The 24789-nt window shown below is 67.6% G+C and carries 23 protein-coding genes and 1 riboswitch; of the genes, 9 read left to right on the forward strand and 14 right to left on the reverse strand.

The features are described 5' to 3' along the window. Positions 1 to 418 precede the first annotated feature (418 nt). Genes G8760_RS28860 through G8760_RS28875 form a run of 4 tightly spaced genes read right to left on the reverse strand, consistent with a single transcriptional unit; the run spans position 419 to position 4247 of the window. A complete protein-coding gene (locus G8760_RS28860) occupies positions 419 to 1096 on the reverse strand; it encodes a response regulator transcription factor (RefSeq protein ID WP_166356273.1) in 678 nt (225 codons plus the stop codon). Further along, positions 1093 to 2358 carry a sensor histidine kinase gene (locus G8760_RS28865; protein ID WP_166356274.1) on the reverse strand — a complete coding sequence of 422 codons (1266 nt, stop codon included), beginning with the start codon at positions 2356 to 2358 and terminating at the stop codon, positions 1093 to 1095. The genes G8760_RS28860 and G8760_RS28865 overlap by 4 nt, the downstream gene beginning before the upstream one ends. A gap of 27 nt (positions 2359 to 2385) precedes the next feature. After that, entirely contained in the window at positions 2386 to 3246 is an 861-nt protein-coding gene (locus tag G8760_RS28870) for an ABC transporter permease (RefSeq protein WP_166356275.1), read from the reverse strand. Continuing rightward, positions 3243 to 4247: an ABC transporter ATP-binding protein gene (locus tag G8760_RS28875; protein ID WP_166356276.1), complete on the reverse strand. Its 1005-nt coding sequence runs from the start codon at positions 4245 to 4247 to the stop codon at positions 3243 to 3245. Before G8760_RS28875 ends, G8760_RS28870 begins: the two co-directional genes overlap by 4 nt. Before the next feature lie 201 nt (positions 4248 to 4448). Here G8760_RS28875 and G8760_RS28880 point away from each other — a divergent pair, with 201 nt between their 5' ends. Then, positions 4449 to 5483: a M48 family metallopeptidase gene (locus G8760_RS28880; RefSeq protein ID WP_166356277.1), complete on the forward strand. Its 1035-nt coding sequence runs from the start codon at positions 4449 to 4451 to the stop codon at positions 5481 to 5483. A gap of 43 nt (positions 5484 to 5526) precedes the next feature. On the opposite strand, the gene nusB is transcribed toward G8760_RS28880, so the two are convergent. Genes nusB through G8760_RS28895 form a run of 3 tightly spaced genes read right to left on the reverse strand, consistent with a single transcriptional unit; the run spans position 5527 to position 7651 of the window. After that, the gene (nusB, locus tag G8760_RS28885) at positions 5527 to 5937 is read right to left on the reverse strand and encodes a transcription antitermination factor NusB (protein ID WP_166356278.1); all 411 of its coding nucleotides are present in this window, start codon (positions 5935 to 5937) and stop codon (positions 5527 to 5529) included. A 26-nt stretch (positions 5938 to 5963) separates the two neighbouring features. Then, on the reverse strand, positions 5964 to 6524 hold the full coding sequence (gene efp / locus G8760_RS28890) for an elongation factor P (RefSeq protein WP_166356279.1): 561 nt from the start codon (positions 6522 to 6524) through the stop codon (positions 5964 to 5966). Between the two features lie 38 nt (positions 6525 to 6562). Further along, positions 6563 to 7651: a M24 family metallopeptidase gene (locus G8760_RS28895; RefSeq protein ID WP_166356280.1), complete on the reverse strand. Its 1089-nt coding sequence runs from the start codon at positions 7649 to 7651 to the stop codon at positions 6563 to 6565. Between the two features lie 217 nt (positions 7652 to 7868). Here G8760_RS28895 and G8760_RS28900 point away from each other — a divergent pair, with 217 nt between their 5' ends. The 3 genes from G8760_RS28900 (at position 7869) to G8760_RS28910 (ending at position 9232) form a co-directional block, all read left to right on the forward strand. Further along, the gene (locus G8760_RS28900) at positions 7869 to 8327 is read left to right on the forward strand and encodes a hypothetical protein (protein WP_166356281.1); all 459 of its coding nucleotides are present in this window, start codon (positions 7869 to 7871) and stop codon (positions 8325 to 8327) included. A gap of 67 nt (positions 8328 to 8394) precedes the next feature. After that, a complete protein-coding gene (locus G8760_RS28905; RefSeq protein ID WP_166356282.1) occupies positions 8395 to 8697 on the forward strand; it encodes a toxin-antitoxin system HicB family antitoxin in 303 nt (100 codons plus the stop codon). 43 nt (positions 8698 to 8740) lie between these two features. Next, the gene (locus tag G8760_RS28910; RefSeq protein ID WP_166356283.1) at positions 8741 to 9232 is read left to right on the forward strand and encodes a PIN domain-containing protein; all 492 of its coding nucleotides are present in this window, start codon (positions 8741 to 8743) and stop codon (positions 9230 to 9232) included. 4 nt (positions 9233 to 9236) lie between these two features. On the opposite strand, the gene aroQ is transcribed toward G8760_RS28910, so the two are convergent. The 4 genes from aroQ to aroC are packed head-to-tail and all read right to left on the reverse strand — an operon-like array spanning position 9237 to position 12519. Continuing rightward, positions 9237 to 9680, reverse strand: coding sequence for a type II 3-dehydroquinate dehydratase (aroQ, locus tag G8760_RS28915; RefSeq protein ID WP_166356284.1), 444 nt, complete (start codon positions 9678 to 9680; stop codon positions 9237 to 9239). A 52-nt stretch (positions 9681 to 9732) separates the two neighbouring features. After that, a complete protein-coding gene (gene aroB / locus G8760_RS28920) occupies positions 9733 to 10836 on the reverse strand; it encodes a 3-dehydroquinate synthase (protein WP_166356285.1) in 1104 nt (367 codons plus the stop codon). Continuing rightward, a complete protein-coding gene (locus tag G8760_RS28925) occupies positions 10829 to 11326 on the reverse strand; it encodes a shikimate kinase (protein WP_166356286.1) in 498 nt (165 codons plus the stop codon). Before G8760_RS28925 ends, aroB begins: the two co-directional genes overlap by 8 nt. Beyond that, complete coding sequence (gene aroC, locus G8760_RS28930) at positions 11323 to 12519, reverse strand: chorismate synthase (RefSeq protein WP_166356287.1); 1197 nt, start codon at positions 12517 to 12519, stop codon at positions 11323 to 11325. Before aroC ends, G8760_RS28925 begins: the two co-directional genes overlap by 4 nt. A 276-nt stretch (positions 12520 to 12795) precedes the next feature. Here aroC and G8760_RS28935 point away from each other — a divergent pair, with 276 nt between their 5' ends. Next, positions 12796 to 14322, forward strand: a complete 1527-nt coding sequence (locus G8760_RS28935) for a TldD/PmbA family protein (protein ID WP_166356288.1) — start codon at positions 12796 to 12798, stop codon at positions 14320 to 14322. Positions 14323 to 14330: 8 nt separating this feature from the next. After that, positions 14331 to 15710, forward strand: a complete 1380-nt coding sequence (locus tag G8760_RS28940) for a metallopeptidase TldD-related protein (protein ID WP_166356306.1) — start codon at positions 14331 to 14333, stop codon at positions 15708 to 15710. Between the two features lie 654 nt (positions 15711 to 16364). Here G8760_RS28940 and G8760_RS28945 read toward each other — a convergent pair. Beyond that, positions 16365 to 17135 (reverse strand): DedA family protein, encoded by a 771-nt coding sequence (locus tag G8760_RS28945; RefSeq protein ID WP_166356289.1) that lies wholly within the window; start codon positions 17133 to 17135, stop codon positions 16365 to 16367. Positions 17136 to 17322: 187 nt separating this feature from the next. Next, on the reverse strand, positions 17323 to 20193 hold the full coding sequence (gcvP, locus tag G8760_RS28950) for an aminomethyl-transferring glycine dehydrogenase (RefSeq protein ID WP_166356290.1): 2871 nt from the start codon (positions 20191 to 20193) through the stop codon (positions 17323 to 17325). 79 nt (positions 20194 to 20272) lie between these two features. After that, a riboswitch (glycine riboswitch) is annotated at positions 20273 to 20379 on the reverse strand. 149 nt (positions 20380 to 20528) lie between these two features. Here gcvP and G8760_RS28955 point away from each other — a divergent pair. The 3 genes from G8760_RS28955 (at position 20529) to G8760_RS28965 (ending at position 24026) form a co-directional block, all read left to right on the forward strand. Further along, entirely contained in the window at positions 20529 to 21902 is a 1374-nt protein-coding gene (locus tag G8760_RS28955; protein WP_207782845.1) for a TrkH family potassium uptake protein, read from the forward strand. Between the two features lie 74 nt (positions 21903 to 21976). Next, entirely contained in the window at positions 21977 to 23365 is a 1389-nt protein-coding gene (locus G8760_RS28960) for a TrkH family potassium uptake protein (protein WP_207782846.1), read from the forward strand. A 22-nt stretch (positions 23366 to 23387) separates the two neighbouring features. Further along, positions 23388 to 24026 (forward strand): potassium channel family protein, encoded by a 639-nt coding sequence (locus tag G8760_RS28965; protein WP_166356308.1) that lies wholly within the window; start codon positions 23388 to 23390, stop codon positions 24024 to 24026. Positions 24027 to 24064: 38 nt separating this feature from the next. On the opposite strand, the gene G8760_RS28970 is transcribed toward G8760_RS28965, so the two are convergent. Continuing rightward, entirely contained in the window at positions 24065 to 24646 is a 582-nt protein-coding gene (locus G8760_RS28970) for a MerR family transcriptional regulator (protein WP_166356310.1), read from the reverse strand. Positions 24647 to 24789 lie beyond the last annotated feature (143 nt).

Genomic DNA, 24789 nt, shown 5'->3' on the forward strand with positions numbered 1-24789 from the left:
CAACCGCTCCGCCTCACCCAACCCCGCCCGCGCCGTCAACTCATCCAAATGCCGCGACGTGTAAGCACGAAACCGCCGCCCCGACGGCGAACCCGAAGACGCAGCAGCGTCATACGTCAAAGTCATAAGCACCTCTCGAGCTTCGGACGGGCACTACCCACTGGCGACGTTGGCAGGGGCACCACAAGAACTTCGACCATACGACGCCCACGACCCGGTCTCGCAAGATCCGGGTACACCCTGGCATCTCGGCATCGAGCGCGGCATTGAGCACACGTCGACCGGATGCCGCAGGGCAGGCATAACCAATGGGCGGTCGTGGCTCCATGGTAGACGTCTTGGTCCCCAGCAGTCAGGCACCGGGCCGGCCAAACGTGAACAATTCAACAAAATCCGGGTGTGTATCGTGCTGGCGAGCTCAGATCCAACCGTGCCGACGGGCGACATGAACCGCTTCGTGGCGGTTGGCCGCGCCAAGCTTGGCCGTAGCCGACGATAGATAGTTGCGCACGGTGCCTGGTGTCAGTGCCGCCCGCTCGGCTATCTCTTCGACGGGAGCTCCCTCGGCCGCCAGCTCCAGAACGTCGGACTCACGGGCGGTCAAGGGACTGTCTCCCGCGCCGATCGCCTCGGCCGCCAGCTCCGGGTCGACGTACCGTCCACCGGCGTGCAGCGTGCGGACCACATCGGCCAGCACCCCGGCCGATACGGTCTTGGGCAAGAACCCGCGCACTCCCACCGACAACGCCCGCTTGAGATACCCGGGCCGGCCGTGGCTGGTGACGATCACGGTCCGGCAGCTGGGAAGTTCCTGGTGCAGTGCCTCGGCCACGGCGATGCCATCCATGTCCGGCATCTGAAGGTCGAGCACGGCGACGTCGGGCCGATGGGTTCGGGCCATCGCCAGCGCCTCGGCACCGGACGCGGCCTCCGCCACGACGTCCAAGTCATCTTCTAGCTGCATCAACGCGCGCAACGCGCTGCGCACCAAGTTCTCGTCGTCGGCCAGCAACACCCGGATGGGCTCAGCGCCACCCTCAGCACTGCCACCCGCGGTCCCAGTCTCGGGCCCAGTCTCGGTCCCGGGTTGAGTCATCGTGTCGCCCCGTTCGTTGTCGCCCCCGCGGGGTCTTGGCTGCCAGAGTCGACCGGGACCGACGCCGTCAGCCGGAAACGTCCACCGTCGACCGGTCCGGCCGTCAGGGACCCTCCGAGCCGCTCCAGCCGTTCGGCCAGACCGGTCAGGCCGGAGCCGGGCCGCGCCGGAGTTCCCGGCGGCCGATCGTGGATGTGGTCGTTCTCCATGGTCACCGTCGCCCATCCGTCGGCGCTCACATCGACGGTGATGACACACTCCGTGGCGTCGCTGTGGCGTAACACGTTCGTGGTCCCTTCTCGGACCACCCAGGCCAGCGCTTCCTGCACCGGCCCGGACACCTCGACGTCGGCGCCGATGATCCGGCTCCGCGCGCCGGCGGAGCGTAGCACCGACCGGGCACCGGCCAGCTCCGCCGTCAGATCTGCCTGCCGCGCGCCTCGCACTACCTCTCGGACCTCCCGGAGCGAGTCCTGCGCGATGGTATGGACCTCCAGCATCTCCGCCGCCGCCGGCTCGGCGCGGCCACGCCTGGCCAGCTGCGCGCCCAGCTCGCTCTTGAGGGCGATCACCGACAGGTTGCGGCCGAGCACGTCATGCAGATCGCGGGCGAAGCGCAACCTCTCCTCCGCAACCGCCAGCCGCGTCTCCGTGTCCCGGCCGCGTTCCAGCTCCCACATCACGACGAGCATCCAGATCGACATCCGGTAGGTGAATGTCCCCGCCCCCGCGGCAATCAGCGAGCTGATCGCCAAGGCAAGCGCGGACCGCGCCGGCCAGCCTGAGACGAAGGCGAACCCGCCGAGGATCGCCGCGGTCGCCGCACAGACCGGCATCAGCCGTCGGAGCGTCAGCCACGGGGTCAACGCGACCACGGCGTACACACCGAACACGGCAACACCGAACGCCGCACCCTCCCGGTTCGCGGCGAGGTCACCTTCGGCTGGGAACATGAGCAGCGCCGTCACCACACCGCAGCCCGCTATCGCGAGGTGGAGTGCGAGCAGCCCGGCCGGCCGGGACCCGCCGGCCAGCGCCGTGTCGATGCCCTGGTGGATGACGGCGATGCCGGTGCCGACATGCCCGACGGCTAGCGCGATGAAGAGCACTACCCAGTGCGGTGCCGGTTGGTCGGCGTTCACCGCGATCATCACCGCGAAGAACGCCTCGGCTCCGCACAGTGCGTAGAGCGACCCCCGGCTATAGAGGTCGAAGCGTTGCGCGCCGCTGCCGTTTCGCAGCCGCTCAACCCAGATCGACACGCGTCAAGCCTCTCAGACCGCACCCATTCAGCGACGAGGTTCCCAGCGGAAGCCGCGCCGGGTCAGCCAGGCACCGATGACAATCCACGCCACGAGGATCACCGTCGGCGCGGCCGCCTCCCCGAACGTCGCCGCGAAATCGACCGGTGCGTCCGGGCCGATCGTCCCGGACCAGCCGAGGTTGCACAGCTCCACCACCGGAGTCAACGGCAGGTAACTCGCGACGTCACCGAGCGTGTCGGGCAACGAGTCGAGCGGGATGAAGAGCCCGGAGAAGATCACACACACGGCGAACAGCGGCAAGGTGCTCATCTGAGCCATCTCGACGTTGCGGGTCATGGCCGTCGACGCCGCCGCAAGCAGCACGAACACCGCGATCCCGCCGATGACGGCTACCACGATGAGCAACGGATTCACCGGCACCGACAGGTCCAGGAGCACGAACGCCCCCAGGGTCACCAGGATGATCTGTGCCACGGCCAGGGCCACGGCCGGAACCGCCACCCCAAGCAGGATCTCCGGATCCGACAACTCACCTGCTCGCAGCCGCTTGAGGACGAGTTCCTCACGGCGCGCCACGTAAGTGCTGACCAGGTTGTAGTAAACGACGTACAGCAACGCCAGCCCGATCATCGACACCACGGTGAGCTGCGCGGCATCGAAACCGCTGTCCTCGTGTGCGTCGACGCCACGTAAGAACACCACCGTCAGAAGCGGCAACGCCGCGCCGACGAACAGGGCGGTCCGGTTGCGGAGCAGGAGCCGCAGTTCGGCCCGGCTCAGCGAGGTGACCCGGCGGACCGACCCGAAGATCCGGGCCGGCGTCGGTGTCCGTCCGGGTGCGCCCGAACCTGCGCGGGCCCTGGCTTCACTATCGACGCGGCTCATCTGTTCGTTCCCTTCGTGGTAGCGCCGGTCAAGATCCGCCGGGCCATGCTCGGTCCAGGCGTCAGGTCCATCGACGTGTCGTCGGCGTCGCCTACGTCGCTCGTGTCGTCGGCCACCGCCAGGAAGACCTGCTCGAGTGATGCCGGGCGGGCGGCCAGCCCGTGCAAGGTGACGTCGTTGTCGTCGGCCCACCTGAGTAGCTGGGTCAGCGTGCGCTGGAGGGCTTCGGTCTGTACGGTGATGCGCTGGCCGTCGTCGACGAGAACGGTGCCGGCCAGCTCCGGCAGTTGGTCGCGCCGCCAGCCGTCGCCGATGCCGAAGTCGATAGTCGCCGGCTGGCTGGCCACCACCTCCTCGACGGTGCCCGTGCGGGCGATCCGCCCACGATGCATGATCGCCAGCCGATCGGCCAGCGCCTCCGCCTCATCGAGGTAGTGCGTCGTCAGGAGCACCGTCGTGCCGGCGTCGAGCAGGCCGCGGATCATCTCCCACGTCTGCCGCCGGCTTTCGGGATCGAGCCCGGTGGTCGGTTCGTCGAGGAACAACACCTCCGGTCGGCCGAGCACCGCCAGGGCGATGTCGAGCCGGCGACGTTCACCCCCGGAGAGCTGCTTAACAGCGACGTCGGCCCGCTCGGAGAGGCCCACCATCTCCAGCGCGTCGCCCACCGGGCGAGCCGAGGTCAGCGTGCCCGCCCACATAGCCGCCGTCTCGGCCGCGGTGAGATCACCGGGCAAGCCACCTTCCTGAAGCATGATGCCAACTCTGGGGCGCACGGAGGCGCGGTCCCGGTACGGATCACGTCCCAGAACGCGCACCTGGCCTCCACTGGCCGGGGCCAGACCTTCGATCACCTCGAGCGTCGACGTCTTGCCCGCTCCGTTGGTGCCGAGCAAAGCGAACAGTTCCCCCGTGCGCACGCCGAAGGTGATCTCGCGGACGGCCTCGAATCCGCCGGCATAACGGCGGCGAAGTCGGTCCACTTCGATGACGTCGGCCATATGTTCCCCCTAGTACATGGATCGGTTACATGGATCGGTTACCTGGATCGGCTTCTGGTTGGATCGGCTGGATCCATCGTCTCCGCCGTCCGGCGTCGGCGGCGGTGAGCTGCCCCATCAGTTCTCGTGTGAACCTCCCGGACCGGACATGACAAACGTCATGGTCTTCCGCGGCGGCCGATTGTGCATACGATGGCCGGTATGGCCACAACGCCCGACCGCACCCGTATCCGCTTCCCCGACATCAGCTCCCGCGCCTACGAGCATCCTGCCGATCGCGGTGCGCTCGTGGCTCTCCGGTCTCTGCGCGGCTTCGATACCGTGCTGCGCAAGATGGCCGGCCTGTTCAGCGAGCGCGCCCTCCGTCTGCATTTCCTCTCCGGCGCCGTGCGCGTGGGCGAGACGCAGTTCGCCGCCGTGCATCAGGACGTCGTCGACGCCGCGCACATCCTCGACTTGCGCGCCGTGCCCGACCTCTACATCGTGTTGGACCCCGTGCCGAAGGCTATGGCCATCGGCAAGGACAAACCGTTCATCGTGGTGAGTACCGGTCTGTTCGACCTGCTCGACGCCGAGGAGCGCCGGTTCGTCGTCGGCCACGAGGTGGGTCATATCCTCTCCGGTCATGCCCTCTACCGCACCCTGCTGCTCGCGCTGACCAATCTGGCGCTGCGGGTGGCGTGGCTGCCCGTTGGTTACTTCGGTCTGCGCGCTATCGTGCTGGCGCTGGAAGAGTGGCACCGCAAGTCCGAGCTGTCGGCCGACCGCGCCGGGCTGTTGACCCTCCAGGACCCCGACGCGGCCAAGCGCGCGTTGATGAAGCTCGCTGGTGGCTCCCGCCTCGCCGAGATGGACATCGAGGCGTTCCTGCAGCAGGCCAGAGAGTACGACGCCGCCGAAGACGCCCGCGACGGCCTGATCAAGCTGCTCAGCCTCATGGGCCGGACCCATCCCCACGCCGTCGTCCGGCTCGCCGAGCTTGATCATTGGGCGGGATCGGGTGAATACAGCCGGATTCTGGCCGGTGACTATCCGCTCCGCACCGACGACGCCGACGCCTCGATCAGTCAAGAGGCCCGGAACGCGGCCAAGTCTTACCAAGAGGCGTGGGCTCGCTCGGCGGATCCGCTCATCAAGATCCTGCGCGACGTCGCTGGTGGCGCCCAGGACGCCGGTGGAAAGATCTTCGACAACATCTTCAACCGCAACCGCGGTGACGACACCAACCGCGACTGAGCACACCCTACCTGGCCGGTGGAATTCCACCCTCGACGGCCGATCAGCCGCCGAGGGTGGGTTTCACCGCCACCAGCCGGGCCAACAACCCGTTCACGAACCCCGGCGACTCGTCGGTGGACAACTCCCGCACCAGCGACACCGCCTCGCTGATGGCCACCGGGTCGGGCACGTCGTCGCGGTAGAGAATCTCGTACGCACCGAGCCGCAGGACGTTGCGGTCCACCGCGGGCATCCGCACCAGCGTCCATCCCTCGGCGTAGGCGGTGAGCAACTCGTCGATCCGTTCGCGGTGCACCATCACCCCCTCCACCAGCGCCACGGTGTACTCGTTGACTGGTGGATGACCAGCGGCGATCCACCGCGACAGGGTAGATCCGAGGGCGAGTCCCTGCTGCTCGGACTCGAAGAGGATGTCCAATGCCCGCTTGCGGGCGCGGGTGCGGGCAGGCATGGGGAGGTTTCAGTCCAGTCCGGCGATCAGGACGCGCGGCCGAGGTAGGAGCCGTCGCGGGTGTCGACCTTGACCTTCTCGCCGGTGGTGATGAACAGCGGCACCGCGATCTCGTGGCCGGTCTCCAACCGGGCCGGCTTGTTGCCTCCGGTCGATCGGTCGCCCTGTACCCCCGGCTCGGTGTATTCGATGGTCAGTACCACCGACGCGGGGAGTTCCACGAACAACGGGTTGCCGTCGTGGAGCCCGACGACCGCGTCCTGGTTCTCCAGCAGGTAGTTCTGGGCGTCTCCGACGGTTTCCGCGGGGACGTGAGACTGCTCGTACGACTGAGTGTCCATGAACACGAAGGCGTCGCCGTCGCGGTAAAGGTAGGTCATCTCCCGCTTGTCGACGTTGGCGGTCTCGACCTTGACGCCGGCGTTGAATGTCTTGTCGACAACCTTGCCGGACAGCACGTGTTTGAGTTTGGTGCGCACGAACGCACCACCTTTGCCGGGCTTGACGTGCTGAAACTCCTGCACCGTCCACAGCTGGCCGTCCAGGTTCAGCACCAGGCCGTTCTTGAGGTCGTTGGTGGTCGCCACGTCAGTAGTGCCTCTTCGTCGTCGTTCGGTGTCGACGCTCAGGCGTCGAGCACCAGTAGGTCCTTGGTCAACGGCGTGAGCAGCTCCGGGCCACCGTTCCACACCGCCAGTGTGTCCTCGATCCGGACGCCGCCGCGGCCCGGCAGATAGATACCGGGTTCGACGGTCACCGTCATGCGCTCGGACAGTGTACCCACCGCGCTGTACCCGAGTGTCGGCGCCTCATGGACCTCGAGGCCCACGCCGTGTCCGGTGCCGTGCCCGAACTGCTCGTGGTAGCCGGCCTCCGTAATCACCTGACGAGCGGCGTCGTCGACCCCGATGCACTCCCCGCCCGGTGTCACGGCGGCCCGGCCGGCCCGTTGAGCCGTCGCGACGATGTCATAGATCTCACGCTGCCAGTCCGCCGGCTGGGCTCCCACCACGCAGGTGCGGGTGCAGTCGGCGTGGTAACCCGCGTATTGCGCCCCAAAGTCGATCTTGAGCAGGTCGCCGCGCTCGACCACGGCCCCGGTGGGCCGATGGTGGGGTATCGCGCTGTTGGCGCCCGTGGCCACGATGGTCTCGAAGGCGATCCCCGCGGCGCCGAGTTGATACATGCGCCATTCGAGGTCGCGGGCGATGTCCTGCTCGGAACGGCCACGTAACCCACCGGCCTCGAACAACTCCTCCAAGGCCCGGCAGGAGATCTCACATGCCCGCCGCAGCGCCTCCAGCTCGGCGTCGTCTTTGACCGCCCGCAACTCTTCGACCGCGCGCCCGAGGTGGGTCAACTCGATCGAACCGGCCGCCTCGACCGCTCCGGCGAGTTCCAGCGTCATGTCATGTGCCTCGACCGCTACCCGCCCCGCTCCGGCCGCCGAGGCCCGTTGGGCCAGTTCGACCGCGACCGGCCGTACCACCACGAGCTCGACGTCGGGTGCGGCAGCTCTGGCCGCCGTGGCGTACCGCCCGTCGGTGGCGAGGGTGGCAGCACCGTCCGCGGTGACCAGGACAGCGGCGTTGCTGCTGCTCAGCCCGGTCAGGTAACGCACATTGACCAATCTGGTGATCAGCGCCGCGGGGAGGTCACGGGCAACGAGGTGCGCCGCCAGGCGGGCGCGGCGGTCGGCATGCTGTTCGGGCATGTACCGACCTTATGAGGTCCACCGTCATGGATGCCCGGCGGGCTCTACGTCCCCGCGCCGCGGGCCCACCACTCCGGGCGGCCGGACCACTCCTTTGTCCGACCGCCGCCCGCGGCGCGGGGCAGCCTGACCGCTCTCCAGGCCCAACGGCGACCGCTCGTATCGATATACGGATTTCACCCCCTGGGACGGCCAGTTGTCGGTTACCATTTTGATCATGGTCGAGGTGGGTCTGATCGTCGCCCTCGCTCTCGCCATCGCGGCGAGCATCATGATCCTGCGACGCAACACCGAACGCGGTGGTTCCCCTGGTGAGTACACCAACCTTCCCGACGTCGAACTCGACCTGAAACTACAAGAAGAGGTGCGCAATCTGGCGCACCACGGACACACCGAAGAAGCGATCAAACACCTCCGCAAACAGGCCCGGCTGACGCCGCACGAGGCCACCGTCGTCGTGCAGACCCTGATGGTCGGCAAGACGTTCCCCGACCCCTCCACCCCCCAACAGTCCACGGAGTCCGGGCCCAACGCCGTCGTCGACGACGATCTCCTCAATCGGCTGCACCTGTTGGTCGCTCAGGACCCGCACAAGCGCAACGCCGCCATCCAGCTGCTGCGTGATCGAACCGGGATGAACGCCAAGGACGCCCGTCGCTTCGTGAACGCCTTGTGACGCCTAGTCGATTTTGATAGCACCGCAGCGCTAGCATTTTCTCTCCACCCGAACTACGCTGGTCAACATGCGTCAGCTCTTGGTACGGATACCCGACGATCTCCACGCACGCCTGACCGCGAAAGCGAAACGAGAAGGTATCTCGGTCAACGCCTTGGCCAACCAGGTGCTGGATGCCGCAGCGCCGGCCGAGACGACATCCAACGGCATCGTCACCCGGCGTTATCGGCTCCGCGAGAAAGCCCGCAAGATGGGGGTTCTCGTGGAGACTCCGGCCCCTCCGGTACCGCCCGACCGCTTCGCCGCCGCGTTGAAGGCCAGTGAGGGCATCGCCCCGGTCACCGAAGGATCCGACAACGAGCCGGGCTAAGAACCCGCGACCCGGGGACGGCCAGGTTCATGACGAGAGGGGAATGAGGGTGGTGGATGCGGTACTGACGTATGTCGACTCATCGGTCCTGACCCGTTCATACCTGGCCGCCGAGCCAGACCATGCCGTTGCACGTTCCTTCGTCGAAAACGGCAAACTGCTGGTCACGGCCTCGTTCACCGTCATCGAGGTCACGTCGACGCTCGTGCGCGCCAGCCGTTACAAGAAGCTGCCGGACGCGGACGTCTTGATCGAAAAAGTACACCAAGAGGTGTCCGCCGACGGGCCCATCGAACTCGTCCGGGCCGATCCGGCGCTGGCCGAGAGCGCGGCGCTGACCATCGTGCGGCACTACGCCCTGCATCCGTTGGAGGCGATGCACCTCGCGGTCGCGGATGTGGTGGTCCGCTCGCTGGCCGAACCCGGGGAACAGATCGGCTTCGCCACCTACCGAGGCGCTCAACGGCGGGCCGCCCAAGCCCTCGGGTATGTGATCAGCCCGCTTGTCCCGCCGCCACCACCACCGAAGGAGTAATACCTCAGCCTTCGGTCAGTCCGAGCGCCACCGCGCGTAAGGCCAACAGGTACGATCCGAGCCCGAACCCGGCGATGGTGCCGGTGGCCACCGCGGCCACCACACTCGTGTGCCGGAAGGTCTCCCGGGCTGCCGGATTGGAGATGTGCACCTCCACCAAAGGGGCCGTCAGCTGGGCGCAGGCATCACGCAGCGCGTAGGAGTAATGGGTGAACGCCGCGGGGTTCAGCACCACCGGGAGGCCGCCGTCAGCCGCCTCGTGCAGCCATCCCACCAGTTCGGACTCGTCGTCGGTCTGCCGGACCTCTACCTCGAGCCCCAGTTCGGCACCTGTGCGTTGACACTGCTCCACCAGGCCGGTGTACGACGTGTCGCCGTACACGTCCGGCTCCCGGGAGCCCAGCCGGCCCAGGTTCGGCCCGTTCAGCACCAGCACCCGCGTCGTCATCCATTCAGCCTTTCGACTACTCACATCGGTGGAGGGTTGCCCCGGCGCCACGTTATCCAGATACCTCCGCATAGGCGGCCACCAGCAGCTGTGGATCCGGGCCGTCGAGAATACCCGGCTTCGCCAGCCCATCGAGGACGACGAAACGCAGCCGGTCGCCACGGCTCTTCTTGTCCACCCGCATGGCGTCCAGCAGCCGCGGCCACGCCTGCGCCGGGTAACTCGTCGGCAGGCCCATTCGCTCGAGAAGCGACCGGTGGCGGTCCGCCGTGGCATCGTCGAGCCGGCCCGCCACCCGTCCCAACTCGGCGGCGAACACCATACCCACCGAGATCGCCGCGCCGTGCCGCCAGCGATACCGCTCGACCTTCTCCACCGCGTGGCCCAAGGTGTGCCCGTAGTTGAGAATCTCCCGCAGCCCCGACTCCCGTAGATCAGCACCAACAACGTCGGCCTTGACCCGCACCGATCGCTCGACGAGAGCCCGCACGTGGGGACCGTCGGGGCGCGCGGCCGCCTCGGGGTCGCTCTCGATGATGTCGAGGATCACCGGATCGGCGATGAACCCCGCCTTGATTACCTCGGCGAGCCCGGCCACGTATTCGTTCTTCGGGAGGGTCGTCAACGCGTTCAGGTCACACAGCACCCCCGCGGGCGGGTGGAACGCGCCGACCAGGTTCTTGCCCTCAGCTGTGTTGATGCCGGTCTTACCACCAACCGCGGCGTCGACCATACCGAGCACCGTCGTCGGGATCGGCACCCACCGCACCCCCCGCAGCCACGTCGCGGCCACAAAACCGGCAAGGTCGGTGCTGGCGCCGCCGCCGACACCAACGATGGCGTCGGACCGGGTCATGCCGATACGGCCGAGTACAGCCCAGCAGTAGGCGGCGACGTCGGCGGTTTTGGCGTCCTCGGCGTCGGGAATCTCGATCGCGTGTGCCTCGAACCCCTGCCCGACGAGGTCGTCCCGGACGGCGTCGGCGGTAGCCCGCAACCCGGCCGGGTGGATCACCCCCACCCGCTGTACCCCGGGCCCGAGAAGCTCCGGCAACTCGCCGAGCAGCCCGGAACCCACCACGACGTCGTACGGGGCCTCACCACCCACCCGGATGCGGGTGGGTGCGCTGTCGACCCCCGCGGGTTCCTCAGACACGGGCGATCACATCCTTGGCGACCTCGGTCACGCCGCGGCCGGAGCTGACCACGGTGATGGACGCGACCTCCTCGTACAACGGCCGGCGCTGGTCGAGTAGCCGCTTGAGCTGTGCACGCGGGCTGTCCAGCAGCAGCGGACGATCCTGGTTGAGCCCGACGCGGGACACCGCGTCAGCAAGCCCGACGTCGAGGAAAACGACCGTGTGCCCGCGTAGCTCGGCCCGAGTATCAGGATCGCCGACCGCTCCCCCGCCCAGTGCCAGCACACCGTCGTGTTCGGCCAGCGCCCGGTGGACGGCCGCCCGTTCGAGCCGCCGGAACTCCGGTTCGCCGTCCTCGACGAAGATGTCGGTGATCGGCTTGCCGGCCGTGGCGACGATGTCGTCGTCGGTATCGCGCATGACAAGACCAAGCGCCGCGGCGACCTGGCGCCCGACACTCGACTTGCCCGCCCCGGGCGGGCCCACCAGCACCAGGCGGGGGCTCATCGGACCGACAACCTCTCCGGGATGGCGTCCAGGTAAGCGCGGAGGTTGCGGGCCGTCTCCGCCACGGAGTCCCCGCCGAGCTTCTCCAGCGCCGCCTGCGCCAGGACCAGCGCCACCATCGCCTCGGCCACCACACCCGCCGCCGGTACCGCACACACGTCGGAGCGCTGGTTGTGTGCTTTGGCTTCCGCACCGGTGCTCGTGTCGATGGTGCGCAGCGCTCGCGGAACCGTCGAGATCGGCTTCATCGCCGCGCGGACCCGCATGACCTCGCCGGTGGACATGCCACCCTCGATGCCGCCGGACCGCCCGGAGGTGCGACGTACCCCGCCGCCGTCAACCGGCTCGATCTCGTCCTGCGCCCGCGAGCCCCGGGTGCGGGCCAGCTCGAAGCCGTCGCCCACCTCGACACCTTTGATCGCCTGGATACCCATGAGCGCACCAGCCAACCGGGCGTCGAGGCGGCGGTCTCCGTGTACGTAGCTGCCGATGCCGGGAGGCATGCCGTGCACCACCACTTCGACGACACCGCCGAGGGTGTCACCGGCTTTGCGGGCCGCGTCGACCTCGGCCACCATGGCGGCGCTGGTGTCGGCGTGGAAACACCTCAGGGGGTCGGCGTCGAGCTTCTCGACATCGTCGGCACCGGGCACCGGACCGCCCGCCGGCACCGCGACCGTGCCGAGCTCCACCGTGTGGCTGACCAGACGGACCCCACCGGCCTGCGCGAGGAACGCGGCGGCCACAGCCCCTAAGGCGACCCGTGCTGCCGTCTCGCGGGCGCTGGCCCGCTCCAACACCGGGCGGGCCTCGTCGAACCCGTACTTCTGCATACCGGCGAGGTCAGCATGCCCGGGACGCGGGCGGGTCAGCGGCGCATTACGGGCGAGTCCGTCGAGCTCCTCCTGATCGACCGGGTCCGCGGCCATCACCCGTTCCCACTTGGGCCACTCGGTGTTACCCACCCGCACCGCGATGGGGCTGCCAAGGGTGCGGCCGTGGCGGACGCCACCGAGGAATTCGACCTCGTCGGCCTCGAACGACATCCGCGCGCCACGCCCGTAGCCGAGCCGGCGCCGGGCAAGCGCGGCGGCGACGTCGCCACTCGTGACGTGAACGTCGGCCGGCAGACCCTCGAGGATCGCGACGAGTGCGGGGCCATGCGACTCTCCCGCGGTGAGCCATCGGAGCATGGCGCCATCTTCCCACGCGGCTCCGGACGCCCTCCCTCCGCATTCCCTGGCCCGCGGCCACCCAGCTCCCCCACCCACCGGTGATCGTCAGCAGATTTCTGCCCTCCACCGCCGTGATCGTTGTCGACTTGGCGCCGCTATAGCGACCGGATCATGCCGTCGATCACCTCGGGTGAGGGCAGAAATCTGCTGACGATCACCGGTGGCTGGGGGGGGGGTGGTGACGTGGCCGAGCGGAGCGAACACTTGACCGACAGGTGAGATACGCTCGCGTGCGTGGCCCACGATCTCGACCCGGCCTTCATGGCCCTTCCCATGCGCCAGCTCGCCGACGCCGCCTTGCACCACGCTCGCGGGTTAGGCGCCGAACACGCCGACTTCCGCCTCGAACGCATCCGCTCACAAGGCCTCACGCTGCGCGACGGCAACCTCGACACCAGTCGCGACGGCGAGGACGTCGGGTTCAGCGTCCGGGTCCTGCACGAGGGTACGTGGGGTTTCGCCGCCTCCGTCGATCTCACCGCCGACGAGGCCGTCAACGTGGCCCAGCGCGCGGTCGAGATGGCCAAGGTCGCCCGTGATCTCAGCCCGGACCGGGTAGAGATCGCCGCCGAGCCGGTCCATGCGGACGTGACGTGGATCTCCGCCTACGCGGTGGATCCTTTCACCATCCCAGACGCCGACAAGATCCAACTACTGGCCGAGCGGTCTCGACGGGTGCTGGCTATGGCCGGCGTCGACCACGTCACCGCCCAGCTCGACCAAGTGCTGGAGAACAAGTTCTACGCCGACACCGCCGGTACCGTCACCACCCAGCAACGGGTGCGGGTCCAGCAGTTCTTCGAGGCCCTGGCGGTCGACGCCACCAGTGGCCGGTTCGACACCATGAGCACCCTCGGCGCTCCGGCCGGGCGCGGCTGGGAGTACGTCACCGGGGCCGACGGCGTCGTCGATTGGGATACCGACCTCGACGAGCTGGGTCCCCTGCTCGCCGAGAAGCTGGCCGCCCCGTCCGTCGAACCGGGCCGCTACGACCTCGTCATCCATCCATCCAACCTGTGGCTCACCATCCACGAGTCCATCGGGCACGCCACCGAACTGGACCGCGCGCTGGGCTACGAAGCCAACTACGCCGGCACCTCCTTCGCGACGCTCGACAAGCTGGGCACCCTGCGCTACGGCTCGCCGGCCATGCAGGTGACCGGCGACCGCACCACACCGCACGGGCTGGCCACCATCGGCTACGACGACGAAGGAGTGCAGGCGCAACGCTGGGACATCGTCCGCGACGGCGTACTCGTGGGTTACCAGCTCGACCGCGCCATGGCCCGCGCCAACTCCGCCGAACTCGGCACCAGCCGGTCCAACGGATGTGCCTTCGCCGACTCTCCCGGACACGTCCCGGTGCAACGGATGGCCAACGTCTCGCTGCAACCGGCCGAGGCGGGGCCCTCCATCGACGAGTTGATCTCCCGGGTGGACGACGGCATCTACGTCGTTGGCAACAAGTCATGGTCCATCGACATGCAGCGGTACAACTTCCAGTTCACCGGCCAGCGGTTCTACCGCATCAAAGACGGCGAACTCGACGGTCAGCTGCGCGACGTCGCCTACCAGGCCACCACCACCGACTTCTGGGGTTCACTCGAGGCCGTCGGCGGCCCGCAGACATACGTCGTTGGTGGAGCTTTCAACTGCGGCAAGGCGCAGCCGGGTCAGATCGCGCCGGTCTCCCACGGGTGTCCGGCCGCGCTGTTCCGCGACATCAACATTCTGAACACGGGGCAGGAGGGTGGCCAGTGACCCGGCCGATGACACCGCAGGAGATCGTCGAACGCTGCCTAGAGCTGTCGCGGTCCGACGGCATGATCGTTTTGGTTGACGAGACGTCGTCGGCCAATCTGCGATGGGCGAACAACACCCTAACCACCAACGGCGTCATGCAAGCCCGCAAGGTCACGGTCATCGCCATAGCCGGGGCGGGCACCGGAGCCTCCTCCGGAATCGTGGGCCGCAGCGCCGTCGCCGCCGACGACCTCGAACCGCTGGTCCGCCTCGCTGAACGGGCCGCCCGCGACAACGGCCCCGCCGAGGACGCCCAGCCGCTGCTCGACGGCGATGCCGCCACCAACTGGTCCGACGAACCCGGCCAGACGTCGGCCGGCACGTTCAAGGGGATCGCGCCGGCCCTCGGTGAAACGTTCACCCGGGGCCGCGTCGACGGTCGCGTGCTGTACGGATACCTGGAACACCAGGTCGAGACCACCTACGCCGGGAGTTCCACCGGGTGGCGATTCCGGCACGAACAGCCGGCCGGTTCCATCGGCATCACCGCCAAATCGGCCGACCGCACCCGGTCGGCGTGGGTAGGTCAGGCCGCACCCGACGTGGCGGAGTTCGACGTGTCGGCGCTCGACGCTGAACTGGTGCGCAGGCTCGCCTGGGCCGAACGGACCGTCGACCTTCCGGCCGGCCGTTACGACACCGTCCTCCCACCGTCGGCGGTGGCCGACCTCATGATCTACGCGTATTGGACCATGGGCGCCCGCGACGCCAACGACGGACGCACCGTCTACGCCAAAGCGGGCGACGGCACCAGAGTGGGCGAGAAGCTGTCGTCGCGGCCAGTGACCCTCTGGTCCGACCCGGCCGCACCCGGCCTGGAATGTGCACCAGTCGCGCTGGCCCACGCCTCGTCCGGAGAACAAAGCGTGTTCGACAACGGCTACCCGTTGCAGCGCACCGACTGGATCAAGGACGGCACCCTCGCCGCGCTGATCCAGACCCGGCACACCGCCCGCCGCACCGGACTCACACCCACCCTCGGGGTCATGAACCTGGGGATGGACATCGCCGATAGCCGCGGCGGGCTCGACGATGTCGTCGCCGGTGTGGAGCGCGGGCTACTGCTCACCTGCCTGTGGTACATCCGCGAGGTCGACCCGCAGACGCTGCTGCTGACCGGGTTGACCCGCGACGGCGTCTACCTCGTGGAGAATGGCGAGGTCACCGGGGCGGTGAACAACTTCCGGTTCAACGAGAGCCCGGTGTCGCTGCTGGACCGGATCTCCCAGGCGAGTGTGTCGGCACCAACGCTGGGCCGGGAGTTCGGCGACTACTTCCCGCGCACCTCGATGCCCGCGGTGCGGATACCGGACTTCAACATGTCCTCCGTCAGCCAAGCCTCCTAATCCCCTGCTTCCGCACCTGATCTCCGTTTTGACACCTGATCGTTTCTACCGGGGTGATCAGATGCATGCCCGACGTGTTGATCGCGGTGAACGGCGCACGTTGGGCATCCGGTTGCGTCTCACGAGGTGGACGGAGAACGATCAGATGCATCAACCGGCGAATACCGTCCACCAGCGCATCTGATCGTGCCCGACAATGCCGGCTGGGCCTGGGCCAGCCCCATGGCGCACGGGCGGCACGGTGTGACGGGGGACGGCACGCCGGCGGCACGGTGTGACGGGGCATGGTGCGCTCAGCGCTCGTTCCTATGGGTGACATGTCTGAAATGTGGAGGCCGTCAACGTGTCACCCCGGCGATGCCCCGGAAACACATCGGCGCATCCCGGCCCCAGCCTCGAACCGCCCCGGAACATCTTGGAGGAACTCGCCGCACGGACGTGCCGTGATACCAACGCCGCATCCGATAAGCACGGTGCTGCGTCGAAAAGATCAGATGCGCTGGCGGACGGTATTCGACGGTTGATGCATCTGATCGTTCTCCGTCCACCTCGTGAGACGCAACCGGATGCCCAACGGGCGCCGTTCACCGCGATCAACACGTCGGGCATGCATCTGATCACCCCGGTAGAAACGATCAGGTGACAAAACGGAGATCAGGTGTCAACACTGGGGCGGGGAGATCCGCTGACCTCTAACTCCGCGTCGCCGTCGCCGTCGGTGTCGCCGCCATCCGCGTCGCCTGCCGCGCTGCCGGGGGCGTTCCTATCCGCGGGCGACTGATTGGCACCTGCCCCGCCGTTCCGGCGCCGGCGACGGTTGATCAAGAACCGGCTGACTTCGACGAGAATGGTGATGCCGATGGCGATGGAGAAGCCGACAGCCAACCCCTTGAGGGGCTCCTCGCCGAAGGTGATACCACCGAAGTAGCCGATCAGCCCCGCATACACACCCCACGACGACGCGGCGAAGATCTCGAAGAAGGAGAACTTCCGCAGCGGGTAGTGGACGGTGCCGGCGGTCAGCGTGACGGCGGTCCGTCCGCCGGGGATCTGCCGGCAGACGACGAGGATCAGACCGCCGCGTTCCTGGAGTTGTTGTTCAGCCCAACCGAAGCCGTTGCGTAGCTTGGAGCCGGGTTTGGCCCGGTTGTAGAGACGTCGCCCCGCGAAGTGACCGATGGTGTACGCCATGTGGTCGCCGATGTAGGCACCGATCGACGCGACCAGAATGACCAGACCCAGCGACGGGGGTCCGCTGGCGGCGAACACTCCCGCGGTGATGACCAACGTCTCGGCCGGCACCGCCGGGATGACGGAGTCGATAGCCGCGAACAACAGGATGACGACGTAGATCCATGGTGAGGACATCGCTTCCTGGGCGACCTCTAGGATCGCATCGGCGAATTCGCCCAAGGCCTCCAGCATCGTCCTCTTCCCGCCGTGCCAACGTGAAACGGGGTACCGCCCGCCCCGCGCTGTGGCGGGCCGGATGGTTCCATCCTTTCACGACGGTACGACGTCCTGTGGCCAGGGACGTCCGCCCCTGGGTGGAACCTCTGCTCATCCACCCGGAGGGGAAGCCCTGATACTTCCCGGCGCGGGGCCGGGGACGTCAGCCCTCGAATGCTTCCGGCGCCGGGCAGGAGCACACCAGGTTGCGGTCGCCGTAGGCACCGTCGATGCGTCGGACCGGGGGCCAGTACTTGGCGTCGCGGGCCACTCCAGGCGGGTAGACGGCATCTTCCCGCGAGTATGGGTGCGGCCACTCCCCCACCAGCGCTGCCGCGGTGTGTGGTGCGTTGCGCAGCGGGTTGTCGTCCGCCGGCCACTCACCGGACTGGACACGATCGGCTTCGGCACGGATAGCGATCATCGCGTCGCAGAAGCGGTCCAGTTCACCCAGGTCCTCGGATTCCGTCGGCTCGATCATCAGGGTCCCGGGCACCGGGAATGACATGGTCGGTGCGTGGAATCCGTAGTCGATCAGCCGTTTGGCGACGTCGTCGACGGTGACGCCGGTGGCTTTCGTCATCGGCCGGACGTCGACGATGCACTCATGGGCGACGAGGCCACCTCGCCCCGTGTACAGCACCGGGTAGTGTTCGCGCAGCCGCACGGCGACGTAGTTGGCGGCCAGCACAGCGGTTTGGGTGGCCAGTTTGAGCCCGTCGGGGCCCATCATGCGGATGTACGCCCACGAGATGGGCAGGATCGACGCGGACCCGAAAGGTGCGGCGGACACCGGGCCCACACCGGTGGCGGGACCGGCCTCGGGCAGCAGCGGATGGTTGGGCAGGAACGGTGCCAGATGTTCCCGAACGCCGATAGGCCCGACGCCCGGCCCACCGCCACCGTGCGGGATGCAGAAGGTCTTGTGCAGGTTGAGGTGGCTGACGTCGGCGCCGAACTCACCCGGCTTGGCCAGCCCGACCAGCGCGTTGAGGTTGGCGCCGTCGACGTACACCTGGCCGCCGGCGTCGTGCACGAGCCTGGCGATGTCGCCGATGCCTTCTTCGTACACCCCGTGGGTGGACGGATACGTCACCATGATCGCGGCCAGGCGGGCACCGTGCTCGCCGATCTTGGCCTGGAGGTCGTCGAGGTCGACGGTGCCGTCGTCACCCGCCCCCACCACCACGACCCGCATGCCGGCCATCACCGCCGACGCCGCGTTGGTGCCATGGGCGCTGGACGGGATGAGGCACACGTCGCGCTCATCGTCCCCCCGCGACCGGTGGTAGGCCCGGATGGCCAGCAGCCCGGCGAGTTCCCCTTGGGAGCCGGCGTTCGGCTGCACCGACACGGCCGCGTAGCCGGTGATGGTCGCCAGCCACCGCTCCAGCTGCCGGATCAGCTCGACGTACCCCTCAGCCTGTTCAACCGGGACGAAGGGGTGGATACCAGCGAAGCCGGGCCAGGTGATCGGCTCCATCTCGGTGGCGGCGTTGAGCTTCATGGTGCAGGAGCCGAGGGGAATCATGCCGCGGTCGAGTGCGTAGTCTTTGTCCGCCAGCCGACGCAGGTAGCGCAGCATCGCCGTTTCGGAACGGTGGGCGTTGAACACCGGATGGGTGAGGAACGGCGTGGTCCGGCGCAGCTCGTCCGGGATGGCCCGCCCGTGGCCGTGGCTCGGTTCGAGTCCCGTGCCGAACGCCTTGAGCACGACGGCCACGTCCGCGTCGGTGGTGACCTCGTCGCAGGCGATGCGGACCCGGTCCCGCCCGTCGAGGCCGAGGTTGATGCCGAGCTCGGCGGCTTCGGCCACGACGGCCTCGGCGCGCCCTGGCACCCGCGCCAGGACGGTGTCGAAGAAGGTGTCGTGAACCACCTCGACCCCACCGGCGCGCAGCTGCACGGCCAACGTGGACGCGTGGGCGTGTACCCGCTCGGCGATCTCGCGGAGTCCGTCAGGGCCATGCCAGACGGCATACATCGAGGCCACGACGGCCAGCAATACCTGAGCGGTGCAGATGTTGGAGGTAGCCCGTTCCCGGCGGATGTGTTGTTCGCGGGTCTGTAGCGCCAGCCGGTACGCCGGTGCACCGTCGGCGTCGACCGACACCCCGACGAGCCGGCCGGGAAGACCGCGCTCCAGGCCGGGGCGGACCGCCATGTATCCGGCGTGCGGCCCGCCATAGCCCAGCGGCACCCCGAAACGTTGAGAGCTACCAACGACGACGTCGGCGCCCAGCTCTCCCGGCGCCGCGAGGAGTGTCAACGCGAGCAGATCGGCGGCGACGGTGACCTGGGCGCCCCGCTCGTGGGCCGCGGCGATCAGCGGGCGGAGATCGCGTACCCGCCCGGAGGCACCCGGATATTGCAGCACCACGCCGAAGAGTTCGCCGTCGGGTAGCCCGGCGTCGAGGTCGGCCACCTCTACCGTGATTCCCAGCGGCTCGGCCCTGGTCTGCACGACGGCGATGGTCTGCGGCAGGCAGTCGGCGTCGACGACGAGTCGATCGGTTCCGCCGCGCACCGACCGGCGCATCAGGGTCATCGCCTCGGCCACCGCGGTGGCTTCGTCGAGGAGGCTGGAGTTGGCGGTGGGCAGGCCGGTCAGGTCGGCCACCATGGTCTGGAAGTTGAGCAACGCCTCCAACCGGCCCTGCGAGATCTCCGGCTGGTAGGGGGTGTAGGCGGTGTACCAGCCGGGGTTCTCCAGCACCCGGCGGACCACCACCGGCGGGGTCACGGTGTCGTGATACCCCTGGCCGATCATCTGGGTCTGTCGCCGGTTGCGCCGGGCTAGCTGGCGCAGCTCTTCCAGGGCCTCCAGCTCGGTGGCGGGTGCCGGCAGGTCGAGTGCGCCGACGGTGCGGATGGTCTCCGGCACCGCCGCGTCGGTGAGTGCGTCGAGTGAGTCGTAGCCGACCGCGGCCAGCATCGTGGAGATCTCGTCGTCGCGTGGGCCGACGTGCCGGGCGACGAACGGTGCCGCACTGGTGACAGCGGACAGCGGCTGTGCATGGGACGAAGTCGACATGTTCGGAGCTCCTCGGTCTACGTGTACATCGAGCGCTCCCCCTCTGTCGCGCCGGCCATGACCAACGCTTCAGAGCTGCCTGTCCCGGCCGGTCCCTGATGCCTGAGAGGTTGACGGGGATGTTGCCCCTTCGGCGCCCCGCCGCGGCACACGCGCTCGCCACGGGGACTCTCCCGGCCGGAGTTGACGGCTATGCGGCCCAGCATAGCGCGACCGGCCGACCAGCCACGGCCAGCCACGGCCAGGCATCGTGAGCGGAAGGGGTGGTCGCGGTGTAGCGTCAGGTGAGTGCCAAGTGTCGCTTGGGAGTTCTGGGGCGCAGTCTGCTCCGACGGTTGGGCAATGCCGTGCGCCGCGGGTTAGGCCGTATCGCGCGGTGGCGCCCGCACTTCACCCACCCCGCACAGTTGGTCGTCGCTGGTTTCGCCACGGCGATCGCGGTCGGAACGGTTCTTCTCTCTCTCCCGGTGGCTCGCGAGGGCCCTGGCTCGGCGTCCTTCCTCGAGGCGCTGTTCACGGCCACTTCGGGTGTGTGCGTCACCGGGCTGATCGTCGTCGATACACCCGTCTACTGGTCGACCTTCGGTGAGGTCGTCATCCTCGGGTTGATCCAGGTCGGTGGCTTCGGCCTGATGACCATGGCGTCGCTGCTGGTCATCCTGGTCTCCCGCCGCCTCGGCCTACGCTCGCGGCTGAGCACGGCCGCGGAGACGAAGAGCCTCGGACTGGGCGACGTGCGACGAGTGGTGTTCGGCGTGGCGAAGGTCAGTATCGTCTTCGAGGCAGCCACGGCCATACTGCTGACCGCCCGGCTGATGATCGGCTACGACGAACCGTTCGGCCGCGCGACCTACCTCGGCGTGTTCCACGCGATCTCCGCGTTCAACAACGCCGGATTCTCGCTGTATGTCGACTCACTCGTCGGCTTCGTCGACGACCCTTGGATCCTGCTGCCCATCGCGATCGCGGTGATCTGTGGTGGCATCGGCTTCCCCGTCATGCTGGAGCTGCGCCGTGAGCTGCGCCGGCCGGGCCGTTGGAGCCTCCACACCAAGATGACGGTCTGGGCGACGGCCCTGCTGCTGGTGGGTGGCACCGGCTTCATGCTGCTCAGCGAGTGGGGCAACGAGCGCACCCTCGGATCCCTCTCCCTGCCGTCCAAGGTGACGAATGGCTTCTTTCATGCGGTGATGCCCCGTACGGCCGGCTTCAACAGCCTCCATGTGGACGAGATGACCGAGGGCACGTGGCTCGGGACCGACGTGCTGATGTTCATCGGCGGCGGCAGTGCCGGTACCGCGGGCGGCATCAAGGTCACGACGTTCTTCCTGCTGTTCTTCGTCCTCCTCGCGGAGGTCCGCGGCCGGCGGGCGGTCAACGTCTTCGACCGCCAAGTGGACTCCCGGGCTCAACGCCAGGCGTTGACCGTCGCGCTGCTCAGCGTGGCGGCCGTCGTCATTCCGACGATCATCATCGTGGAGACCACCGACGTCCCCACCGACCAGGTACTGTTCGAGGTCGTCTCAGCGTTCTCGACGGTGGGATTGTCCACCGGGATCACCGCCGACCTGCCGTCCGGCGCCCAAGCGCTGATCGTCATGCTCATGTTCATCGGCCGCCTCGGACCCATCACGTTCGCCAGTGCCCTTGCCCTCCGGCAGCAGGAGCCTCTCTACCAACTTCCGGAGGCGAGGCCGATCATCGGCTGACCCTTACCTCAACCGCTGACGACACGGCGCCCTGATCGGTTGCGGTTGCGTGAACGCGGTGTAATGTCGCGCGAGTGCACGGGGACAAGGGGGCACGCGACGCCGGCTGGCTGGCATGGTTGATGAGGCACCGGCCGCGATTTACGCATCCCACACAGTTCGTCGTCGCGGGTTTCGCCTTCATGGTCACCGTCGGCACGGCGATCCTGATGCTGCCCATCGCGACCGAGGGCCCTGGGTCGGCGAGCTTCATCGAAGCGCTGTTCACGGCGACGTCGGCGGTCTGCATCGTCGGGCTGATCGTCGTGAGTACGCCGGACTATTGGTCGACGTTCGGCGAAGTCGTCATCATGGGCCTGTTCCAGGTCGGTGGCTTCGGCATCATGACGATGAGCTCGCTCCTCGTCGTGTTGGTCTCTCGGAGGATGAACCTGCGTTCCCGGTTGACGACGGCCGCCGAGACCAAGAGCCTCGGACTCGGCGATGTCCGGCGGGTGGTGACCGGGGTCGCCAAGCTCAGCATCACGTTCGAGGCCACCGTGATGATCATCTTGACCACGCGGCTCATGATCAGCCACGACGAGCCCTTCGGGCGTGCCCTCTATCTGGGTACCTTCCACGCCGTCTCCGCGTTCAACAACGCCGGCTTCTCGCTCTACAACGACAGCCTCGAAGGATTCGTCACCGACCCATTCGTGCTCCTGCCGATCGCCATCGCTGCCATCGGCGGCGGCATCGGCTTTCCCGTCCTGCTCGAACTACGCCGCCAGTTCCTGAAACCACGTGGCTGGAGCCTCCATACGAAGCTGACGGTCTCGATGACCGTGCTGCTACTCATCCTCGGGTCCGCGTTCATCATGGCCAGTGAGTGGCGCAACGACGAGACTCTCGGTCCGCTGAGTCTGGCCGGCAAGTTCCTGAACGGGTTCTTCCACGGCGCTATGCCACGGTCTACCGGCTTCAACAGCCTGGACATGGAGCAGATGAACGAGGCAACCTGGCTGGGCACGGACGTGTTGATGTTCATCGGCGCCGGCAGCGCTGGCACCGGCGGCGGGATCAAGGTCACCACGTTCGCGCTGCTGTTCTTCGTGATCTACTCCGAGCTTCGCGGTGAACCACATGTCAACATCTTCGACCGCCAGATCAGCTCCCGGGTTCAGCGCCAAGCACTGACCATCGCCCTTCTCACAGTGGCCCTGGTGGTCATCCCGACGGTGTTCACCCTCTTCGTCACCGACCTGTTCAGTCTCGACCGCGTGTTGTTCGAGGTCATATCTGCTGCCTGTACAGTGGGATTGTCGACCGGAATCACCGCCGACCTCCCTGCCGGTATTCAAGGACTTCTTGTCGTGTTGATGTTCGTCGGCCGACTCGGCCCCATCACCCTCGGCACTGCCCTAGCCTTGCGGCAGCGCACACGCCTGTACGAATATCCCGAAGGGAGGCCGATCATTGGCTAAGAAGCAGCGCGACAGCAACGTCGTGGTCGTCTGCGGCCTCGGCCGGTTCGGCAAATCACTGGCGTTGGAGCTGATGAAGGAGGAGACCGAGGTTCTCGGCATCGACGCCGACGCCGACAAGGTCCAGAACGTCTCCGGTCGGCTCACCCACGCCGTCGTCGCCGACACCACCAAGGTGGAGGTGCTGCGGCAACTGTCGGTGCACGAGTTCACCCGTGCCGTGGTCGGCATCGGCTCGGACATCGAGTCGAGCATTCTGACGGCGTCGTCGCTGGTGGAGATCGGCATCCCCAACATCTGGGCGAAGGCGATCAGCAACTCCCACGCGCGTATCCTGACCCAGATCGGTGTCCATCACGTCACCCGACCCGAACACGACATGGGTATCCGGGTAGCACACCTGGTGCGCGGCCGGATGATGGACTACATCGAGTTCGAGGACGGCTTCGCCATGGTGAAGACCACTCCCCCGGCACACATCGTGGGTAAGCGGCTCAGTGACTCCAAGGTTCGCCAGGAGTACGGCGTGACGATCGTCGCGATCAAACGGCCTGGTGAAGGATTCACCTACGCCACGGCGGACACCATCATCCGCCCGGGAGACACCGTGATCGCCTCGGGGCTCACCCGCGACTCAGAGCGGTTCAGCGAAGCGTCCTGACCCCCAGGAGCCCAGCCCAGGTGCCAGGGCGAAGGCCCTCAGGCCGGTTTGGCCTCTCGGGCCCGGCGCCGGGCGGCGAGCTGATCACCCGGGTGTTCCTGGCCGTCCTCGCCCGGCCGCTCGGCTGGCAGCTCCACGAGGGTGGCCTCAACCTCCCGCCACACCCGGCCAACCGCGATGCCGAACACACCTTGGCCGCCCTGCACGAGGTCGACTACCTCGTCGGCAGAGGTGCATTCGTAGACGCTGGCGCCGTCGCTCATGAGGGTGATACCGGCGAGGTCTTCCACGCCGCGTTCGCGGAGATGGTTCACCGCCTGGCGGATCTGTTGAAGGGACACTCCGGTGTCGAGGAGCCGTTTGACGATCTTGAGCACGAGGACATCGCGGAACGAGTACAGCCGCTGACTCCCTGAACCCTTCGCCGAACGCACCGTGGGCTCCACCAAACCCGTGCGTGCCCAGTAGTCGAGCTGCCGGTAGGTGATACCGGCGGCGTTACACGCCGTAGGGCCGCGATATCCGACGTCGTCGGGCACCGGGGAGACGGCGGTGTCGAAGAGCTGTCCCTGACCGTGGACGGCGCCGGCGGCGGAATCGTAACGCCCCGGCGAACCGATACCGGAAGTCTTGTCTGCGCTCACGCCGTCCCCTTCGTTATGGATGTGACAGGAGTGACGCTAGGCCCCAGGCGATTCCGGGTCAATGCAACACGCGGGCAAGCCTCAAGCTCGAGTTCAGCTTGAGCTCGACGCACCGGCTG

The sequence above is a fragment of the Phytoactinopolyspora limicola genome (genome assembly GCF_011320225.1).
Lineage (GTDB): Bacteria > Actinomycetota > Actinomycetes > Jiangellales > Jiangellaceae > Phytoactinopolyspora > Phytoactinopolyspora limicola.

Excerpts from the sequence above, each read along its gene's own strand:
- G8760_RS28880 (WP_166356277.1), top strand. The coding sequence starts at position 4,449 with ATGGCCACAACGCCCGACCGCACCCGTATCCGCTTCCCCGACATCAGC.
- aroC (WP_166356287.1), bottom strand. The coding sequence starts at position 12,519 with ATGCTCCGATGGCTCACCGCGGGAGAGTCGCATGGCCCCGCACTCGTC.
- gcvP (WP_166356290.1), bottom strand. The coding sequence starts at position 20,193 with ATGTCGACTTCGTCCCATGCACAGCCGCTGTCCGCTGTCACCAGTGCG.
- G8760_RS28905 (WP_166356282.1), top strand. The coding sequence starts at position 8,395 with ATGCGTCAGCTCTTGGTACGGATACCCGACGATCTCCACGCACGCCTG.
- G8760_RS28900 (WP_166356281.1), top strand. The coding sequence starts at position 7,869 with ATGGTCGAGGTGGGTCTGATCGTCGCCCTCGCTCTCGCCATCGCGGCG.
- G8760_RS28860 (WP_166356273.1), bottom strand. The coding sequence starts at position 1,096 with ATGACTCAACCCGGGACCGAGACTGGGCCCGAGACTGGGACCGCGGGT.
- G8760_RS28925 (WP_166356286.1), bottom strand. The coding sequence starts at position 11,326 with ATGAGCCCCCGCCTGGTGCTGGTGGGCCCGCCCGGGGCGGGCAAGTCG.
- G8760_RS28895 (WP_166356280.1), bottom strand. The coding sequence starts at position 7,651 with ATGCCCGAACAGCATGCCGACCGCCGCGCCCGCCTGGCGGCGCACCTC.
- G8760_RS28945 (WP_166356289.1), bottom strand. The coding sequence starts at position 17,135 with ATGCTGGAGGCCTTGGGCGAATTCGCCGATGCGATCCTAGAGGTCGCC.
- nusB (WP_166356278.1), bottom strand. The coding sequence starts at position 5,937 with ATGCCTGCCCGCACCCGCGCCCGCAAGCGGGCATTGGACATCCTCTTC.
- G8760_RS28870 (WP_166356275.1), bottom strand. The coding sequence starts at position 3,246 with ATGAGCCGCGTCGATAGTGAAGCCAGGGCCCGCGCAGGTTCGGGCGCA.
- G8760_RS28940 (WP_166356306.1), top strand. The coding sequence starts at position 14,331 with ATGACACCGCAGGAGATCGTCGAACGCTGCCTAGAGCTGTCGCGGTCC.
- G8760_RS28875 (WP_166356276.1), bottom strand. The coding sequence starts at position 4,247 with ATGGCCGACGTCATCGAAGTGGACCGACTTCGCCGCCGTTATGCCGGC.
- G8760_RS28910 (WP_166356283.1), top strand. The coding sequence starts at position 8,741 with ATGAGGGTGGTGGATGCGGTACTGACGTATGTCGACTCATCGGTCCTG.
- aroQ (WP_166356284.1), bottom strand. The coding sequence starts at position 9,680 with ATGACGACGCGGGTGCTGGTGCTGAACGGGCCGAACCTGGGCCGGCTG.